Raw genomic sequence first — 18,396 nt, 5'->3', positions numbered from 1 at the left:
GAGGGCCACGACCGTGGTCCCCGCCGCCAGTGCCTGCCCCGGCGCGTCTTGGGTGTGCTCGCGTCATGCCATTCCGTGCCCGAACCCCCGCCACCTGCTCGCGAAGGAATCTGAAGTGTCCATGACTATCGGTCGCCGTGAACACGACCTGCTCGGCGACCGGGACGTGCCCGCCGACGCGTACTGGGGCATCCACACCCTGCGCGCCTCGGAGAACTTCCCCATCACCGGTACGGCGATCTCCACATACCCGCACCTGACCAACGCCCTCGCCGCGGTCAAGGAGGCCGCGGCGAGGGCCAACGAGGACCTCGGGCTACTGGCCCCGGAGAAGGCCGACGCCATCGCCGCCGCGTGCCGGGAGATCCGGGACGGCCGACTGCACGACCAGTTCATCGTCGACGTCATCCAGGGCGGCGCCGGGACCTCGACGAACATGAACGCCAACGAGGTGATCGCCAACCGGGCCCTGGAGATCCTCGGCCACGCCAAGGGCGACTACGGCCACTTGCACCCCAACGAGGACGTCAACCTCAGCCAGTCCACCAACGACGTCTACCCGACCGCCGTCAACGTCGCCACGATCATCGCCGTACGGGAACTCCTCGACGCGATGACCGTCCTGCGCGAGGCCTTCGCCACCAAGGCCGAGGAGTTCGGCGACATCCTGAAGATGGGCCGCACCCAGCTCCAGGACGCGGTGCCGATGACGCTGGGCCAGGAATTCTCCGCGTACGCGGTGATGCTGGAGGAGGACCAGAGCCGGCTGCTGGAGGCCTCCGGCCTCGTACACGAGATCAACCTCGGCGCGACCGCGATCGGCACCGGCCTCAACGCCCCCAAGGGCTACGCCGAGGCCGCCCGCGGCCACCTGGAGAACATCACCGGACTGCCGCTGATCACCGCCGCCAACCTGGTCGAGGCCACCCAGGACTGCGGCGCGTTCGTCCACCTGTCCGGCGTCCTCAAGCGCATCGCCGTCAAGCTCTCCAAGAGCTGCAACGACCTGCGGCTGCTCTCCTCCGGCCCGCGCGCCGGGCTCAACGAGATCAACCTGCCGCCGGTGCAGGCCGGTTCCAGCATCATGCCCGGCAAGGTCAACCCGGTCATCCCCGAGGTCGTCAACCAGGTGGCCTTCGAGGTGATCGGCAACGACGTGGCCATCACCATGGCCGCCGAGGCCGGACAGCTCCAGCTGAACGCCTTCGAACCGATCATCCTGCACTCCCTCTCGGAGAGCATCACCCACCTGCGGGCGGCCTGCCTCACCCTCGCGACGCGCTGCGTGTCCGGTATCACCGCCAACACCGAGAACCTGCGCGCGAGCGTGGCGAATTCGATCGGGCTCGTCACCGCCCTCAACCCGCACATCGGCTACACCGCCGCCACCGGCATCGCCAAGGAGGCCCTGGCCACCGGGCGCGGCGTCGCCGAACTCGTCCTGGAGAAAGGGCTGTTGCCCGCCGACCGGCTCGCGACCCTGCTGCGCCCGGAGCACATCGCCGGGACGACGACCTGATGCCGGCCGCGGACCGGATCCGACGTAATGAACACACATCGCCCCAGTGGAGGAAGACGGTCATGGCAACGGCGCCCAGCGTCTCGTACTCGATGACGGTCCGGCTGGAGGTCCCCGCGAGCGGTACCGCGGTCAGCCAGCTGACCACGGCCGTGGAGTCCTCCGGTGGCTCCGTCACCGGCCTCGATGTGACCGCTTCCGGCCACGAGAAGCTCCGTATCGACGTCACCATCGCGGCGAGCTCGACCGCGCACGCCGATGAGATCGTGGAGAAGCTGCGCGGTATCGAGGGCATCTCGCTGGGCAAGGTCTCCGACCGTACGTTCCTGATGCACCTCGGCGGCAAGATCGAGATGTCGTCCAAGCACCCCATCCGCAACCGTGACGACCTGTCCATGGTCTACACCCCGGGCGTGGCGCGGGTGTGCCAGGCGATCGCGGACAACCCCGAGGACGCCCGGCGGCTGACGATCAAGCGCAACAGCGTCGCGGTCGTCACCGACGGCTCCGCGGTGCTGGGCCTGGGCAATATCGGCCCCAAGGCCGCGCTGCCGGTGATGGAGGGCAAGGCGGCGCTGTTCAAGCGCTTCGCCGGGATCGACGCCTGGCCGATCTGCCTGGACACCCAGGACAGCGACGCCATCGTGGAGATCGTCAAGGCCATCGCCCCGGGCTTCGCGGGCATCAACCTGGAGGACATCTCCGCCCCCCGCTGCTTCGAGATCGAGGCGCGGCTGCGCGAGGCGGTGGACATCCCGGTCTTCCACGACGACCAGCACGGCACCGCGATCGTGGTGCTCGCTGCGCTGACCAACGCGCTGCGGGTGGTGGGCAAGAAGATCGAGGACGTGCGGGTGGTGATGTCCGGCGCGGGCGCGGCGGGCACCGCGATCCTGAAGCTGCTGAGCGCCGCCGGGGTGCGGCACGCGGTCGTCGCCGACATCCACGGCGTGGTCCACTCCGGCAGCGAGGACCTGGTCTCGGCGGACCCGGACTCCCCGCTGCGGTGGATCGCGGACAACACCAACCCCGACGGTGTCACGGGCACGCTGCGTGAGGCTGTGCGGGGCGCGGACGTCTTCATCGGTGTGTCGGCCCCGAACGTGCTCTCCGGCGAGGATGTGGCGGCGATGGCGGACGACGCGATCGTCTTCGCGCTGGCCAACCCGGACCCCGAGGTGGACCCGGCGATCGCCCGCCAGACGGCGGCTGTGGTGGCCACCGGCCGCTCGGACTTCCCGAACCAGATCAACAACGTGCTGGTCTTCCCGGGTGTCTTCCGTGGCCTCCTGGACGCCCAGTCCCGGACCGTCGACACCGACATGATGCTCGCCGCGGCGAGCGCGCTGGCGGACGTGGTCGCCGAGGCCGAGCTCAACCCGAACTACATCATTCCGAGCGTCTTCAACGACAAGGTCGCGGGAGCGGTCGCCGACGCCGTGCGCGACGCCGCCCGGGCCGCGGACATCGGCTGAACTCCCGCCGTCAGACGGCCAGTTCGCGCTGCCTCGACACATTGCCGTGACCGGGGTCGGTGACACCTGCCGACACCCGGAGCACAACACATTGGAGCTCCACACATGCAATCAGGACACATCACGGCGCCCCCCACCGACCAGCCCGAGACCGATCCCGGCGATACCGCACCGGCGGCGCGCGCGGAGCGCTGGTGGCGGCTGCCACTCGGAGTGCAGTCGGTGCTCGCTGTCGGCCTCGGCGCGCTGATCGGAACGTTCGCGCCGTCCGTCGGTGAGCAGTTGAAGCTCCTCGGCGACATCTTCCTGAACCTGGTGCAGATGGTCGTGCTGCCCCTGGTCTTCCCGCTGATCGTGCTGGGCATCGCCCGCATGGAGTCGGTGAAGAAGGTGGGCCGGGTCGCGGGCAAGGCGATCCTCTATTTCGAGGTCGTCACCACGGTGATCCTTCTGATCTCGGTGACGCTGGCCGAGATCACCGGCATCGGCAGGGGCGCCCCGGTCGCCGGCGGTGACACGAAGAGCCTGGAAACCCTGGACAAGGGCGTCGACTTCCACGAGCTCGTCCTGCACTCGATCCCGAAGAACGTCTTCGCCGCGTTCACCGAGGGCAACCTGCTCGCCGCGATCGTCTTCGCGCTCTTCCTCGGCGTAGGGATGGCGGCCGTCGGCGAGAAGTCCGCACCCTTCGCGTCGGTCCTGGAGTCCGTCTCCTCGGCCATGTTCAAGGTCGTCGGCTATGTCATCCGCGTCGCACCCCTGGGCGTCCTCGGCTTCATCAGCTACGACGTGGCGCACTACGGATTCGGCAACCTCAAGAGCCTGGTCGGCTTCATCGCCGTGGTCTACGCGGGCCTGGCCATCATCCTCGGCGTGGTCTTTCCGGTCATCGCGCTGATCTACCGCATCCGGTACGTGGACCTGCTCAAGGAGATCGGCGGACTCGTCGGGCTCGCCTTCGTCACGCGCAGCTCCGAAGCGGTGCTGGCCCCGCTGATGGGCAAGCTCGAAGCCTTCGGCATCAGCCGCTCGACATCCTCCTTCGTCGTGCCTCTCGGCTACTCCTTCAACTCCGACGGCTCCGTGCTCTACCAGGCCACCGCCCTGGTGTATCTCGCCCACGCCTACGGCGCGGACACCTCGATACCGTCCCTGCTGCTCATGGTCGGTGTCCTGGTGGTCCTCTCCAAGGGGATGGCGGGCGTCACCTCGGCCTCCATCGTGGTGCTCCTCGCCGCGGGCAAGACGGTGGGCATCCCGCCCGAGGGGGTCGCGCTCCTGGTCGGCGTCGACTTCATCGTCGACATGGCGCGTACCGCGGTGAACGTCGTCGGGAACGCGCTGGCCGCTGCCGTCGTGGACCGTTCGGAGGCCAAGCGGGACGCCCACGTCGGCGCACCGGAGGGTTCGTCGTAGAGCGGCCTTCACCACGCGACTCGGCAGCCTGCGGGAACTCACCCAGTACGGAGCGTCCGCGGTACGGAGCGTGCTCGCCGGCCGGTTTCCGCAGAGGCGGCCTGACATCTCGGCGTGGTGCCCGGCCCCGACGAGGTACGCGACCGTCCCCGCGGAAGCCGTCGCACGGGCCACCACCGACGCGTGACCCGGAACCGACACCCTGCACACCGTGGTCGATGGGCGCGCGGACGGCCGGTCCGGCGGCGATTGCGTACGTCCCCGCACGGGCGGGCGTGGATGGCATGCCGAGGCGCCTGACGGCGGTTTGGCGACGTGTTCGTTGGAAACACGTCTCGCGAGCCGGAAGGAACCGGAAGTAAGGAGATACTTCACCATGGGCATCATCGCGTGGATAGTTATCGGTCTGCTCGCCGGGGCCATCGCCAAGGCGCTCATGCCCGGCAAGGATCCGGGCGGAATCATCATCACCATGCTCATCGGTATCGCCGGAGGGCTGCTCGGAGGTTTCCTCGGCAAGGTGATCTTCGGAGTCGAATCGATCGACGGCTTCTTCGATCTGTCCACGTGGATCGCGGCCATCATCGGGTCCGTCATTCTCCTCGCGCTGTACCGGCTGATCACCGGTCGTGGACGCGGACACCGGCGTGGACACGTCCACGCGTAAAGCCCCAGGCAGCGACAGTGGCCGGGTGCGGTGACACGCGCCAGGGGAAGTGAGGTACACGCGAGCGGCCTCCCGTCTCCCCACGGGAGGTCGCTCGCAGATCTGGCGGCGGGCCTTCCCCTTTGGAAAGGCCCGCCGCCACAGAGCTGAGACGGTCAGTCGGGCCAGGTGCCGGTCAGCCTGCGCGTGGCGGTGGCACCGGCTCGGTCGACGGCCGCTTTGACCGCGGAGAAGACCGCGCCCTGGAGGCTCGCGGCGAGCAGTACCTCGCTCCAGGTCCGGTCTTCGTCGGTGGCGTCGGGCGCGTCCTGGTCGTTGCCGAGCATCTTCCACGCCTGCCTGAACAGCCTGCTGGCGATCATGCCGCTCACGAACCCCAGCGCCAGCCCGACTGGCTTGTAGGCCACCTTCGATGCCTTCACGTTCCGTCCCATCCTTTCCTGCGGCGACGCTGCGTTGACGGTGCCCTTCCACTTCAGGGCGGGCTCACGAGTACCCACGGCGAACGAGTTCAGAGCACATCGCGAAAGAGCCGCACGCGCCGGCGGCCACAGCGCGTGGCCCGCCCCCAAGGGGGTACTTCGCCCCCATGGTTGGGCTACCGGAACCGGGACACGAAAGTCATCAGCTGCGTTCGGATCAGGCCGCGGAGGCGGATCCGGGGTCTGCCTCGCATGGGCCGCCGGCACACCCGGGGGACTCCTACGGCCCCGACGAGCAGGTGGAGCGGCGCGCGCCGGACACTCCGGCCGATCTGCCAAAACGGTCCTGGGCCGCGGTGTTCAAGGGCAGCCTGAGGGAATTCAAGGACGACGAGCTCACCGACCGGGCGGCCGCGCTGACCCACTACGGGGTGCTGTCGCTGTTCCCGGCGCTTTTGGTGCTGGTCTCCCTGCTGGGCATCGCCGGCAAGTCCGCTACGGACGAGGTGCTGAACAACCTCAGAAAACTCGCCCCCGGCTCGGCGCGCGACGTCATCACCCGGACGGTGGAGCAACTGCAGGGCAACGCCGGCACCGGCTCCGTCATGGCCATCATCGGCCTGGTGCTGGCGGTCTGGTCGGCGTCCGGGTACGTGGCGGCGTTCATCCGCGCGTCCAACGCCGTCTACGACATGCCCGAGGGGCGCCCGGTATGGAAGATCCTCCCCGTGCGGGTCGGGGTGACCGTCGTGCTGATGCTGCTGGCAGTGGCCAGCGCGCTGATCGTGGTCTTCACCGGCGGCTTGGCCCGCCAGGCCGGAGCAGCCCTGGGGATCGGGGACACCGCACTGTCGGTGTGGTCCATCGCCAAGTGGCCCGTCCTGGTCATCCTGGTCACGATCATGATCGCGATCCTCTACTGGGCCGCTCCCAACGCCAAGGTGAAGAAGTTCAAGTGGATTACGCCGGGCAGCCTTCTGGCTCTGGTGATCTGGATGGTCGCTTCCGGCGGGTTCACGTTCTACGTCGCCAACTTCGCGTCGTACAACAAGACCTACGGCGCGATGGCGGGTGTCATCGTGTTCCTGGTCTGGTTGTGGATCAGCAACCTGGCGATTTTGCTGGGCTTGGAGTTCGACGCGGAGACAGCACGTCAGCGCGCGATCGCCGGCGGCCACCCGCCGTATGCCGAGCCCTACGTGGAGCCGCGCGACACCCGGAAGTGGGATGACCAGGACCTGCGCCGCATGGACAAGACCTGACCGCGGCCGGCTCGGAGTGGCGCCCGGCCCCTCAGGCCGCGTCAGCGCTCCGCCGCCGCCCCGGCTCGCGCCCCGCCTCGTTCTCGACCGCCCGGTCGGTGGGACCGGAACGAGGAACGAGGGACAGATGACGCCTATGGACATGGCCCGTCGGCCGTACGGGTGCCGGTTGCTTGAGCAACCACTCCTCATAACGACCCATGGCCAGTGCCAGGCACATCAGTCCGGGCGGAAGCAGGACGGCGATGAAGACCACGACGACTCCTCTGGAAGACCGCTCCTACCCTTCGGGTAACCCGCCTGGGCAGACGGAAAGCCCGATGAGGTGAAGGCAAGGTGACCAATGTGTGCAGACGTTATGCCCGAGGCTGCTCGGTCCCTGGAGGAGAGGCATGCAAGGGGCGCGGTGGTGCAACCGGGAAGGAGGAGGCGTGTCATCTACCGTGAGTCGGCGGGCGAGCTGGAGCAGGTGGACTGCAGGGCCGGAAACTGCCGGGCCGAAGTGCTGGACCGTCTGAACGAAGCCGGCGAGCAGGACTTCTGCTGGGTGCACCTGGACGAGCCGCGTCCCGGTGATCTGGAAGAGCCGGCGGGCCCGTGGGGTCTGCATCCGCTGGCGGTGGATGACGCCGTCCAGGCGCATCAGCGGCCCAAACGCGAGCGGTACGGGGACGTGCTCGCCGTCGCGCTGAAAACGCTGTGGTACGTCGAGGACGGCTGCGACGTGGAAACCGGCGAGGTGATGGTCTTCACCGGCCCGCACTTCGTCCTGACCGTCCGCCACGGCCCGGTCGACCCCACCGTAGAGGAGGCGCATATGCTCCGGCTCGGGCCCGTCGCCGTACAGAACGCCGTTCCTGGACACGGTGGTCGACTCCTACACCGAGGCCGCCCTCCAGGTCCGCACCGACCTGACCGCGCTCGAACGACGCGTGTTCTCCCCGGACCGCGAGGATCTGACCGAGGAGATCTACTCCCTCAAACGCGAGGTCCTCGAATTCCGCGACGCCGTACAGCCGCTGGCCCCCGTGGTGCAGGATTTCGCGGACGGCCGCACCGGATGGCCCGAGGAAGCGCTGCCGTACTTCGCCGACGTCGCCGACCACCTGCACCGCACCGACACCGAGGTGCGCTCGCTCGACGAGCTTCTCAACTCCGCCCCCGCCGCCCACCTCGCACGGGTCGGGACCTGGCAGAACGACGACATGCGCCGCATCTCCGCCTGGGCCGCGATCCTTTCCAGCCCGACCCTCATCGCCGGTATCTACGGCATGAACTTCGCCCACATGCCGGAACTGGACTGGAGGTTCGGCTGCCCACTCACCCTCACCGTGATGGCCACCGTGGCCGGCCTGCTGCACCGAATATTCCGCCGCAACGGCTGGCTGTGACCGCCTTGTGAGTGCCGGAACACGCCTCCACGCCCGCCGGGCACACCGGAGCAGCTGTTGCGGTGAGGAAACGCTGGGCGGGCCGGGCCTTCGGACGGTCGGAGCAGAGAGGGAGACATGATGGGGAGCTTCGAGGCAGGGGAGACGGTCGTACGGCGTGATGGACGTGAACTTCGAGCACCCCGCCCACCGAACGGAAGGCGGGTTCGACACCCTCGACCTGGCCGTGGACCTCGTCATCGACCCGGACCTCAGCCTGCTGCGGTGGAAGGACGAGGACGAGTACGCCCACGTACGGCGCCTCGGCATCGTTTCCGACAACGAGCACCAGGCGGTGGAGCTCGCCCCGGGCCCAAGTGCTGGCCATGCTCGAAGACCGCGCGGGGCCGTTCGCGAACGCTGAGCAGTGGGCGGCCTGGCGCTGGGATGCGTCCTGGTCACCGCCCCGCATGCCCCGGCACCCCCTGGCGTCCTGACACCGCCCGGGAGCTGGCTGCCCAGGCCGGCGCGCGAGAGCCACGGGGCCGCGAGGATCCAACACCGGAAGTCGTCAGCCCGTGCGACCTGTGCCCCGACACGGGCCTGGCCCGCATGCCGTACGGGCAGACTCGCGCGCTGCTCGACGAGCACACCGCCCTGCGCGGTCCGGCAGCGGGCTGGGACCTGCACGAAGATGGCCCAAGGCGCGGAGGCGTTCAGCGCGGAATCACCCAGCCCGGCACCCAGGTCCCGGCGGCGTCGTGGCCGGCCGCCGTGGCGGTGAGGTGGGCACGCAGGGTGGCCAGGGCTGGGTGGGGGTTGTCGCGGTGCCACAGGAGCGAGTGCGGGTAGACGGGAGTGGGGTCGGTGACCGGGATGCGGCGCAGGCCGTGGCCGGCGGGCCAGACGAGGCGGGTCTGCTCGCTCATGAAGGTGGCCAGGGCCGGGGTGTCGGCGACGGTGTCGAGGAGCGCGTCGGAGCCGAAGTTGGGGCCGGTCGCCTCGATGGTGAGGCCGAACTCGGCGACGAGGTCGTCGTAGTAGGCGGCCCACTCGGTTCCGGGGACGATGCCGGGCATCCAGATCCGGTGCCCGGTGAGCTGGGCGAGGGGCACCGACCGGGCGTTTGCCAGCGCGTGGGCGGGGCCGGTGACGAGCCGGAGCGGCTCATCGAACACCCGGACGGACTCGATGTCCTCAGGAAGGGGCCGGCCGGGCGCGGCGACGGCGCGGAAGGACGCATCGATCTCACCGGACCGGATGGCGGCGACGGCCGTCTCGACGTCGAACAGCCACACCACGTCGAGCTCGATCTCGGGGTACGTGCGGTGGAAGCCGCGCATCATGCCCGACGGCGCGCCGCGCGAGGCGATGATGTCGACGCGCAGCGGTCGGCGGCCGGTGCGCACCGATGTGACCGCGCGCTCGGCGACGCGCAGTAGCTCGCGGGCGTGCGGCAGGAACGCCTGCCCGTCGATGGTGAGCTCGGCGCCCCGCGGGGTGCGGGTGAACAGCCGCGCGCCGAGATGGCGCTCCAGCGCGGCGATGCGCTTGGAGACAGCCTGCTGCGTGATCGACCGGTCGGCGGCGGCTTTCTGGAACTGGCCCGCTTCCGCGACGGCGACGAAGGTACGTACTGCTTCGAGGTCCACGCCGATTCACCTTAGTGAACAACGAATGGTTGTGACCGGTTGGCGAGGCAGTTGTTTGACCTGCCACTGGGCTGCTCGCTTAGCTCTCACTGGTCAACGTCGGTTTGTGCAGATGGGGCATCAAGGGGGCGCGCTGAGCATGGTGGGCAGGAGACGGTTGGGCCGGCAGTTCGGCTGGCTGTGGGCGGCATATGCGGTAAGCGCCTATGGGTCCGGACTGGGCTTCGGGGCACTCCCTCTGATCGCCGTGCTGGCGTTGCATGCCAGCCCCGCTGAGGTGTCCGCGCTGTCCGCGGTGGGCCCTGCGGTGGGCGCGCTGATCGCGGTGCCACTCGCGCCGTGGGTGGAATTCCGGCGCAAGCGTCCGGTCATGATCGCGATGGACCTGACCCGGTTCGCAGTCATGGCGACGATCCCGGTCGCCTACGCCTTCGGATGGCTCGGTTTCGTCCAGCTGCTCGTGACCTCGGCCGTGGTCGCCGCAGCCAAGATCGCCTTCAACGCGGCCAGCGGTGCCTACCTCAAGGCCCTCGTCCGGCCGGATGACCTCCTCGTGGCCAACGCGCGATTCGAGTCCACGAACTGGAGCTCCATCGCGGTCGGACCACCGCTGGGCGGAGCGGCGATCGGCCTGTTCGGTCCGGTCACCACCGTGGTGGCCGACGCGCTCAGCTACCTGTTCTCCGCGCTGGGCATCACCGCGATCCACGGACGAGAAGACCAAACAACCACCAAGAGTCCGATCAGCGCAGGCGCAGTGCTTGACGGCTGGCGACACATCATGGGCCATCCCGGCTTGCGCGCGCTCTACCTGAACAACATGCTCGTCGCCGGACTGATCATGGCCACCGAGCCGCTGCTGGCCGTGCTCCTGCTCCGCCGGCTCGGGTTCCCACCCTGGCAGTACGGCCTCGCCTTCGCCGCCCCCTGTGTCGGCGGACTCATCGGCTCCCGGCTGGCCCGCCGTGTCGTGGCACGCTACGGCCAGTACAGGGTCTTCCGGATCGTCGGTACCCTGCGCGCCATCTGGCTGATCGGCCTGGCCTTCGTCCGCCCCGGCGTCATCGGCCTCGTCACCGTGATAGCCGTCGAGCTGGCAATCATCATCAACATGAGCCTGTACACCCCGGTACTCGCCACCTACCGGCTCGAGCACACCCCCAAGCATCTCGTCGCCCGCACCCTGTCCGCCTGGTCGATCGGCCAGCAGGCGTCCATCGCCATCCTCACCGCGCTCGCCGGGCTGCTCGCCGACGTCACCACCCCACGCACCGCTCTCACAGTCGCGGGACTGCTCATCCTGGCCACCCCGCTCCTGCTTCCCCGGCGGGACCACGTCGCGTCCGAGCCGGAACTGGCCAGCAGCCACTCATGACCCACCCCACAGGCCGCAGCCGACCCGCCGACGCGCGCCCCGTCGACCAGGCACACACCAGCGACCCCGAGCAGCAGCCGGATCCCTCACCCGCCACTACGCTCGCGGCGAGAGGCTGGCCACGTCCTCGCCATGGATGTCGAAGCCGCTCCTGCGCTGGTGCATGGACACCCACCGGATGCCTCAGCCGACCACCCCGCACCGCGCGACTGCCAACCCCCACACGCTGCGCCAGCACCACCGCATCGCCGCCCTGCAACAGGTCCTCGCCGACGACACCAGCTCGCAAGGAGTCCGCGTCGCCTCCAAGCACCGGTCCCTGTCGTTGCCCAGGCGCTCGGTTGCCACGACAAGAGCACCGGCCGATCTTGGGCCGCGGTGTCTTGGCCTTGTGGTAGAGCTGCACCTCAGGTGCCAAAAAGGGAATGCCGTCAGCAGTGCTCATCCCCAGCGTGCTGATCGGCTTGCACACTCGACGGTCACGCCGTGACACCCATTCCTGACCGCACGCCTCATCGAGCATGACCTGGAAACGCCAAGGCTCGTCAGGCCCGGGGCGGCACCAGATGTCGTGGACGCCGACAGGAAGGACCTCGTCCGAGGCCCACGGACGCAAGCTTCCCGGCGGGTCGGCGCACCACCATTGCCAGCCCGCCAGAATCCGCCGTGTCGTGAGCCGCGTCAGGCCGCGAAGCCGGAGTCGACCGTGCGGGGAAGGCCGATGGAACGGTTCTCCTCCATGACTCGGTAGCCGGCGCTTGTGTACAGGTTCATCGCCACCTCGTTGCCGCCCCACACGGTGAACATCAGCGCCGAGTCGCCGGCCGCGAGCGTGGCCTGCTCGCCGGCCGCCATCGCCGCCCGCCCGTACCCCTTGCCGCGGTGCTCCTCGTTGATGTGCAGCCCGTAGCCGAAAGTGACGTCTGGGAGGAAGCCGTGCTTCAACCAGCCGGTGCCGATCTGCTCGCCCGCTGCCTCGAGCACCAGAAACGTGTTGTCGGGCGTGGCCAGGCCCTCGGGGATCAGCTTCGCGAAGTCGCGGTCGGACTTGCGTACGGCATCCTCGGGGCTCAGGGCACCTGCCCGGACAATGCCGCCGACATAGCCGACCTTCTCGGAGGCGAGCCACTGGGGATATTCGGCCTCGGTCATCGGCCGTGCCGTGACGCCGTCGAGGGGTTCCGGCGGGGAAGTGATGAGGCGCATCCTGGTCTGGGCCCGGACGGAGTAGCCGTCGAACAGCTCGCCCGCGGGCTCGGTGAGCCGTACGTCCAGTCGGCGTGCGCCGCGCTCCGCGCACCAAGCCTCGGCCCAGGCTCGGGCGGCCTGCTCATGCCACCGGCCGACGCAGGACGCGTCGACCCGGAGGTCGCCGATGCGGCCTGCGAGCGTGCCGTTGTCGTCAGCCACGACCACGGCGACGTATCCCACCCGGGTCCCGGCGTCCGTGATTTCGGCGACGGTCCAGTCGCCGAGGCCATCGCGTACGCCCTCGAGCCTGCGCTCCGCAGCAGCCGTACCGAGCCCGGCGGCGGCGTACGAGGCGCGAAGCCGTTGCTCGAAGTCCTTCTGCCATTCCGTGATGTCACCAAGGGCACTGAATTCCGTCACCTAATAACACTATCCATGTTGTCATGGGCCTTGACCTATGTTTTTGGGCTGATGCGCCCGTATAACTCGCGTACCCGCACAAGACTCGCGCGCAGCGGTGCGAAGGCGGTGCCGGAGAGCATGAGACTGTCTGGCTGTGCCAAAGATGATGAATGGGTTGCAGGCAGCCTTGGCTGAGGCTTCGTCTCCTTCGTGGTCGCAGCGTGGCCGTGCCGGGCGTGACCTTGCTTCCTTCGCTGAGGTTCCTGAGGCTGCGGAAGCGTTGGTGGGGCTGCTGCTGGACCCCGCGGACACGTCGGTGACTCGGAAGACAGCCGAGGCTCTGGCCCGGGTGGGGACGGCGGCCGCCGTGAGGCTCCTCGCTCTGGCGGTTGCCGAGGCCGACGACAACCACGCCGACTGGCTGCAGACGGGGCTGCATGACGCGCTCGCCGGACCGGGCAGTACGCCCGACGTCACGCCCGACGTCTCGACAATCTGCGGGCAGCTCGCCGGGGACCCGGAAGCAGCTGTCCGTCAGGGAGCCGCCGAGATTTTGGCGTGGGCAGAGGGCGTGAGGTGACGGGAGTCGAACTGCCTGTGGGCTGGTTCGGGCACCGTTCACCCCAAGGGGTGCTGGGTTCTTGGGGCCTCGTCGCGGAGCATGGCACGTTTGAGTTGCCGGCTACCGTCCCGGGTGCGTGTGTGCAGTGGTCGAGGCCCGGACGACTTGGCGGACAGATGCGCGGTCGTGCCGAGAAGGCTCTTGGCCGTGGCTGAAGTCGCTGGTGAGGGCCGTTTCCTGGGTGGTGAATCGGGACAGCGCGTGCGTGCCGATGGTGGGGCACCGTCTGCGGCCGAGGTCAGGGTCGGCGGCCCCGGAAGGTGGTGCGGAGGTCGGTGACCCAGGCGTCGGGGTTTTCCCAGGGGATGAAGTGACCGCCGTGGTCATGGGCGTTGACGTTGACGTGGTTGAACCAGGCGGCCTGCGGCCCGTTCAGGAACGCCTGGACGCGCTCTGCGGCGGTGTGGATGCCCGGCGGGTTCTCATGGCCGACAAAGGTGAGCCCGACGGGCGCCTGGACGACGGGGGTGCGGTCGTGGACCGGGGTCCAGGGGTAGCGGTTGGCGTTGGCGTAGTAGCGCATCGAGGTGGCGATGGAGTTGTTCGCCCAGTAGATCGTGGCGTGGGTGAGCAGGTCGTCCTTGGTGAAGACGGACTCGAGGTCGCCGCCGTTGTCGCTCCAGGAGTTCCAGCGTTCCAGGAGCCAGGCGAGGAGCCCGGCGGGTGAGTCGCTGAGGCCGTGGGCGAGCGTGGCGCCGTCGAGCATGTGGACGGCGAGGTGGACGGCTGAGCGGTGATCGAACTCGATGATGCGGGAGCGGACCTCCGGGGGCTGGTCGTCGGTGAGGGGGCGGTTCCGGGCGAAGTCCCAGGCGCGAGGGCCGGTGAAGAAGTCGAGCGGGAGCCCGGAGCCGATGTGGATGCCGTAGAGCTCGTCCGGATACTTGTGGCCGAGCTGGCTGGAGACGATCCCGCCGATGTCGCAGCCGCCGGCCGCGTACTTCTCGTACCCGAGAGTCTCGGTCATCAGGGTGTGCCAGAGGTCGGAGACCTTCCAGAAGTTGACCTCGGGGAAGCCGGTGAGCGGGCCGGGGAAACCAAACCCGGGCAACGAGGGCACGAGGACGTCGAAGGCGTCTGCGGGGTCGCCGCCGAAGGCGGCGGGGTCGGCGAGCGGGTCCATGACCTTGGACCAGTGCCAGAAGGTCCACGGCCACCCGTGGGTGAGGATGAGCGGGACGGGGGCGGGGCCGACACCCGGCTTGCGCATGAAGTGCAGCAGGACTCCGGCCACGGTGACCCGATAGTGCTCGTACGCGTTGATCGCGGCCTCGGCCTTGCGCCAGTCGAACTGGTCCCGCCAGTGGGCGACCAACTCGTCGAGATACGCGCGCGGGACGCCGTAGGACCAGTCCTCGTTGGCCTCGTCCACCGGTGGCCGGGTCAGTGCGAGTCGAGCCCGTAGGTCGTCGAGGACCTCGTCGGGGACGTGGATCGGGACGGGTTCCAGAGGAAAGGGCCGAGGGGTGGTCATAGGGCGGTTCCTTACCATGCAGGGGGCAGCCGTGCAGGTGGCTCGCCGTTACGACGGGGGACCGGGCGCAGCCCGTTCCAGCAGCGCCGGCAGCGCGGCGACGATCGAAAGTGCCGGAGCGGTTCGCGCTGTGGGAGGAAGCGACGGAACAGTCGCACATGCGCAATCGGCTGCGCAGCAATGACCAGGAGGACTTCCGTGCCGAGGCGCGCGTCCTGGACCTGGGGAGTTACGGGTGCCCGCGCTGTCATTCCCGCATCTGGAGATCGCCCGGACAGCGAAGATAATCCGGCAGCCCGACCCCGAGGGGTACATGATGCGTCGTGGTCCCGCCTTGATGCCCATGTCGCGCTGCCTGAGCCGATCACGCCGGCTTGGCGCAGTCATCGCCCATCACAAGATCAGCCCGGCACGTAGGTCGTCTGCGAAGCCGACCGTGTCCGTGAGCCCGAAGGCCACGCGCTGGAGCAGGAATCCGTGCAGCAGCCCCATCACCACGCGGGCACCGCGGTCCGGGTCCACGGTGGCGGGCACCGCGCCTGCGACCCGGCCACGGCGCAGCGCGTCGGCGATACTGGCTCGGACCTTCTCGAAGCCCTCCGCAGCCGGGCCGCGCACCTCGTCATTGCGCAGTACCTCCGACCACGCCTGCACGACGCAACGCAGCAGCTCGTCGACTGCGACCGTGTGCCCCGCCGCGTCCTGCACTGTCTCGCCGCTGATCGTGTCGAGCGCGGCGGCCACCAGTTCCGCGACGGCCGGGGCGTCCGTGCTGTCGGCCAGGCGCTCAACCGGTTCGAAGATCAGCCGGAACGCGTCGCCCGCGATAGCGAGGATGATCTCCTCCTTGCTCGTGAAGTAGCGGTAGGGCGCGCCGGCCGAGACGCCTGCCTCTGCGGCGATGTCCGGCATCGAGCTCTGGTGGAACCCGTCGCGGGAGAAGCAGCGGCGGGCCGCCGCGACGATCTCGGCACGCTTGGCCTCGCGGCGCTCGGCTGTGATGCGCGGCATGGCTACCCCTTTCATCGTGAATGAACATTCACCTTGACGGCTCGGCTGCTCCGGGACCACTATAAAAGTGAACGATCATTTACGGAAGCGGGCTTCCCTCCCCCCCCACGAACTCCCACAGAAGAGATCTACTGATGAGTACGAAGCTGAGCATCGGCGTTTACGCCTACGAACACACCGAGGCACTGTTCGACGGCCGGGTCGAGGTCGACGGGGTGGACGCGGAGTTCGAGACCGCACCCCTCGTATCGGACATCTTCCGTCGCACCGTTGAGGGGCACTACGACCTTGCCGAACTCGGTCTCACCTACTTCCTGCGCACCTTCGACCTCGACGATGCGCCGTTCCTGGCGCTGCCGATCCTGCCCAACCGCAACTTCCGCCACTCGGCGATCTTCGTGAACACCGCCAGCGGGATCGAGAAGCCGCAGGACCTCGTCGGCAAAACCGTCGGCGAGTTCACGCTCTACGGCCACGACGCCGGGGTCTGGCCGAAGGGCATCCTGGCTGACGAGTACGGCGTGACCCCCGACCAGTGCCGCTGGGTCATCGGCGGCACCAACCACCCCGTCCCCGCCTGCGGCTGGATCCCGCAACCCGTCCCGGACGGCGTCGACGTGCGCCATGCGGAGGACGGCCAGACCCTGGGTGCCATGCTCGAATCCGGCGAGATCGACGCACTGATCTCCATCGACGTGCCGCAGGCGGTGCTGGAGGGCTCGCCGAAGGTCGCCCGCCTGTTCCCCGACTACGAGGCCGTCGAGCGCGACTACTACCGCCGCACCGGCATCTTCCCCCCGATGCACATCGTCGCGATCCGAAGGGAACTTGCACAGCGGCGGGGCCTCGCACGGGCCGTCTACGACGCCTTCACGGAAGCCAAGGAACTCGCCGAGCGCAAGTACCTCGCCGGCGCCGCGAAGCAGCACATGAGCGTCATCACGCCGTGGTTCAGCGCGCTGTTCGAGGAGAACCGTCGGCTGCTCGGCGACGACTGGTGGCCCTACGGGATCGGCGCGAATCGCAAGGCCATCGACACCTTCTTGCGCTACCACTACGAGCAGGGGTTGTCGAAGCGCCGGCTGACGTGTGAGGACATCTTCGTGCCGGAACTCCTCGACACCTGAGTCGAGTGGCAACGATGTTTCGGGTTGTGTCGATCCCGGGACTCGCCGTCCGCTACTACGCGACCGCGCCGGCCGCAGCCATCAACGAGTGGCTGTTGCCAGCACTTTCACAACACGCCCTGGTTGGCGAGGAGTCTGCGTAGCCATTGCAGCCTTGCGGTTCGTGCGTCTTGGGAGATGGCGGTATGTGGGGCCATTCCGGTGAAGCCGTGGAAGGCGCCGGGCCAGACGTGGAGTTCGGCCTGTCCGCCGGCTTGCCAGATGCGGTTGGCGTAGTCGACGTCTTCGTCGCGGAAGGTTTCCGCGGATCCTACGTCGATGAACGCGGGTGGCAGCCGGGACAGGTCGGTTGCGCGGGCGGGTGCCGCGTACGGTGAGACGTCATCCGTTGCGCGTGTGGCGCCGAGCAGTGCGGTCCATCCGGCCTCATTGGAGACGCTGTCCCAGACCCCGATTCCGGTCATCTGGCGGGCGGAGGGGGTGTTGTTGCGGTCGTCCAGCATGGGGCACATCAAAAGCTGCCCGAACAGGGCGGGGCCACCGCGGTCGCGCGCCAGCAGGGCGACGGCCGCCGCGAGGCCACCACCGGCGCTGCCGCCGGCGATGACGATGCGCCTGGGGTCGATGCCCAGTTCTTCGGTGTGTTCGGCGGTCCAGCTCAGTCCGGCGTAACAGTCCTCGACCGGCCCCGGATGCGGTGTCCCGGGGGCCAGGCGGTATTCGACGGACACCACGGCCAGTCCCAGCTCCTGGGCGAGGTCGAGCATGTCGGGCATGCCCGTGCGGTTGTCACCGATCATCATGCCGCCCCCGTGGATGTGGTAGAGCGCCGGTGTGGGGGTGGCCGCGTGGACAGGGCGGCAGATCAGCAGCGAGATGTCCGGCGAGTCTGCCGGGCCGGGAACGGATCGCTCCTGGACCCGGAAGACCCCGTCACGCTCCAGGTCGTGGTCCGTCACCGGTTCCATCCCGGGCACGTCCTGAGGGGACGTCGCGCCCGGCTCGGCCGCGGATCCGCCGGGCGGCAGGATCTGGGTGATGTGCGCGAGTACTGCGACCAGTTCCGGATCGAAAGGCGGTGGGGGGCCGAGGGGTGCTGTGACTGCCGGGTCGGGGGAGGTGTTCTGCATGGCCGGCTCCCAGGGTCGCGGAAGAAGGTTTCCCCGTCGTCGGCCGTCCACTGCCCGAAGAGTTAGCCGCCGCGCGGCGGATTCTACCGGCCCCCGGGGTGGCACTGGCGCCTCACTCACACGTGTCGAACAGGATGGCGCTGGGCGCGGCGTGGTTCACGTTGCTTGTCGTGGGAGGAGGGCGCCGCGACCACCCCTACCGGCTGATCTTCGGATTCCACTGGCGGGGCGGCACGGCCAACGACGTCGACTCGGGCGGAACGGACGGGTACAACTGGTCC

The 18,396-nt window shown here is 68.8% G+C and carries 17 protein-coding genes and 4 pseudogenes; 13 read left to right on the top strand and 8 right to left on the bottom strand.

Going from position 1 to position 18,396, the window contains the following annotated elements; translation table 11 throughout:
• Positions 1-121: 121 nt before the first annotated feature.
• From aspA to ACFZCY_RS36385, 4 genes are all read left to right on the top strand, one after another.
• Entirely contained in the window at positions 122-1,519 is a 1,398-nt protein-coding gene (aspA, locus tag ACFZCY_RS36400) for an aspartate ammonia-lyase (protein ID WP_391183322.1), read from the top strand.
• A gap of 62 nt (positions 1,520-1,581) precedes the next feature.
• A complete protein-coding gene (locus ACFZCY_RS36395; RefSeq protein WP_391183319.1) occupies positions 1,582-2,994 on the top strand; it encodes a malic enzyme-like NAD(P)-binding protein in 1,413 nt (470 codons plus the stop codon).
• Between the two features lie 105 nt (positions 2,995-3,099).
• Positions 3,100-4,410 (top strand): cation:dicarboxylate symporter family transporter, encoded by a 1,311-nt coding sequence (locus tag ACFZCY_RS36390; RefSeq protein ID WP_391183316.1) that lies wholly within the window; start codon positions 3,100-3,102, stop codon positions 4,408-4,410.
• 376 nt (positions 4,411-4,786) lie between these two features.
• Positions 4,787-5,077, top strand: a complete 291-nt coding sequence (locus ACFZCY_RS36385; protein WP_391183314.1) for a GlsB/YeaQ/YmgE family stress response membrane protein — start codon at positions 4,787-4,789, stop codon at positions 5,075-5,077.
• Positions 5,078-5,232: 155 nt separating this feature from the next.
• Here the strand turns inward: ACFZCY_RS36385 and ACFZCY_RS36380 are convergent, their stop codons facing one another.
• Entirely contained in the window at positions 5,233-5,499 is a 267-nt protein-coding gene (locus ACFZCY_RS36380) for a DUF4235 domain-containing protein (RefSeq protein WP_391183311.1), read from the bottom strand.
• 167 nt (positions 5,500-5,666) lie between these two features.
• Here ACFZCY_RS36380 and ACFZCY_RS36375 point away from each other — a divergent pair, with 167 nt between their 5' ends.
• Entirely contained in the window at positions 5,667-6,761 is a 1,095-nt protein-coding gene (locus ACFZCY_RS36375; protein WP_391183308.1) for a YhjD/YihY/BrkB family envelope integrity protein, read from the top strand.
• A gap of 31 nt (positions 6,762-6,792) precedes the next feature.
• On the opposite strand, the gene ACFZCY_RS36370 is transcribed toward ACFZCY_RS36375, so the two are convergent.
• Positions 6,793-7,017, bottom strand: a complete 225-nt coding sequence (locus tag ACFZCY_RS36370; RefSeq protein ID WP_391183305.1) for a hypothetical protein — start codon at positions 7,015-7,017, stop codon at positions 6,793-6,795.
• A gap of 87 nt (positions 7,018-7,104) precedes the next feature.
• Here ACFZCY_RS36370 and ACFZCY_RS36365 point away from each other — a divergent pair.
• The 4 genes and pseudogenes from ACFZCY_RS36365 to ACFZCY_RS36350 form a co-directional block, all read left to right on the top strand.
• Positions 7,105-7,524 (top strand): annotated as a pseudogene (locus ACFZCY_RS36365) (CorA family divalent cation transporter); the annotation flags it as partial.
• Positions 7,525-7,627: 103 nt separating this feature from the next.
• On the top strand, positions 7,628-8,152 hold the full coding sequence (locus tag ACFZCY_RS36360) for a CorA family divalent cation transporter (RefSeq protein ID WP_391183301.1): 525 nt from the start codon (positions 7,628-7,630) through the stop codon (positions 8,150-8,152).
• 157 nt (positions 8,153-8,309) lie between these two features.
• Positions 8,310-8,555, top strand: coding sequence for a hypothetical protein (locus tag ACFZCY_RS36355; RefSeq protein WP_391183298.1), 246 nt, complete (start codon positions 8,310-8,312; stop codon positions 8,553-8,555).
• A 140-nt stretch (positions 8,556-8,695) separates the two neighbouring features.
• A pseudogene (locus tag ACFZCY_RS36350) lies at positions 8,696-8,824 on the top strand (site-specific integrase); the annotation flags it as partial.
• Between the two features lie 23 nt (positions 8,825-8,847).
• On the opposite strand, the gene ACFZCY_RS36345 reads toward ACFZCY_RS36350, so the two are convergent.
• On the bottom strand, positions 8,848-9,783 hold the full coding sequence (locus ACFZCY_RS36345) for a LysR family transcriptional regulator (protein ID WP_391183294.1): 936 nt from the start codon (positions 9,781-9,783) through the stop codon (positions 8,848-8,850).
• Between the two features lie 139 nt (positions 9,784-9,922).
• Between ACFZCY_RS36345 and ACFZCY_RS36340 the strand changes: the two genes are divergently transcribed.
• Entirely contained in the window at positions 9,923-11,158 is a 1,236-nt protein-coding gene (locus ACFZCY_RS36340; RefSeq protein WP_391183290.1) for an MFS transporter, read from the top strand.
• A gap of 367 nt (positions 11,159-11,525) precedes the next feature.
• Here the strand turns inward: ACFZCY_RS36340 and ACFZCY_RS36335 are convergent.
• Together ACFZCY_RS36335 and ACFZCY_RS36330 are read right to left on the bottom strand one after the other, a co-directional pair.
• Positions 11,526-11,825, bottom strand: a pseudogene (locus ACFZCY_RS36335) (amino acid transporter); the annotation flags it as partial.
• A gap of 14 nt (positions 11,826-11,839) precedes the next feature.
• Positions 11,840-12,769 carry a GNAT family N-acetyltransferase gene (locus tag ACFZCY_RS36330; protein WP_391183288.1) on the bottom strand — a complete coding sequence of 310 codons (930 nt, stop codon included), beginning with the start codon at positions 12,767-12,769 and terminating at the stop codon, positions 11,840-11,842.
• Positions 12,770-13,034: 265 nt separating this feature from the next.
• Between ACFZCY_RS36330 and ACFZCY_RS36325 the strand changes: the two genes are divergently transcribed.
• On the top strand, positions 13,035-13,331 hold the full coding sequence (locus ACFZCY_RS36325) for a hypothetical protein (RefSeq protein ID WP_391183285.1): 297 nt from the start codon (positions 13,035-13,037) through the stop codon (positions 13,329-13,331).
• A 280-nt stretch (positions 13,332-13,611) separates the two neighbouring features.
• On the opposite strand, the gene ACFZCY_RS36320 is transcribed toward ACFZCY_RS36325, so the two are convergent.
• Entirely contained in the window at positions 13,612-14,847 is a 1,236-nt protein-coding gene (locus tag ACFZCY_RS36320) for an alpha/beta fold hydrolase (protein WP_391183283.1), read from the bottom strand.
• 393 nt (positions 14,848-15,240) lie between these two features.
• Positions 15,241-15,858 (bottom strand): TetR family transcriptional regulator, encoded by a 618-nt coding sequence (locus ACFZCY_RS36315; protein ID WP_391183280.1) that lies wholly within the window; start codon positions 15,856-15,858, stop codon positions 15,241-15,243.
• Between the two features lie 134 nt (positions 15,859-15,992).
• Here ACFZCY_RS36315 and ACFZCY_RS36310 point away from each other — a divergent pair, with 134 nt between their 5' ends.
• Entirely contained in the window at positions 15,993-16,985 is a 993-nt protein-coding gene (locus ACFZCY_RS36310; RefSeq protein WP_391183278.1) for a 4,5-dihydroxyphthalate decarboxylase, read from the top strand.
• Positions 16,986-17,092: 107 nt separating this feature from the next.
• On the opposite strand, the gene ACFZCY_RS36305 is transcribed toward ACFZCY_RS36310, so the two are convergent.
• Positions 17,093-18,115: an alpha/beta hydrolase fold domain-containing protein gene (locus ACFZCY_RS36305; RefSeq protein WP_391183275.1), complete on the bottom strand. Its 1,023-nt coding sequence runs from the start codon at positions 18,113-18,115 to the stop codon at positions 17,093-17,095.
• 188 nt (positions 18,116-18,303) lie between these two features.
• On the opposite strand from ACFZCY_RS36305, the pseudogene ACFZCY_RS36300 reads away from it, so the two are divergent.
• A pseudogene (locus ACFZCY_RS36300) lies at positions 18,304-18,396 on the top strand (hydrolase); the annotation flags it as partial.

The sequence above is a fragment of the Streptomyces sp. NPDC007983 genome (assembly GCF_042958345.1).
Lineage (GTDB): Bacteria > Actinomycetota > Actinomycetes > Streptomycetales > Streptomycetaceae > Streptomyces.
Note: the sequence above shows the minus strand (reverse complement) of the source record. Positions and strands in the feature narration are given on the sequence as shown.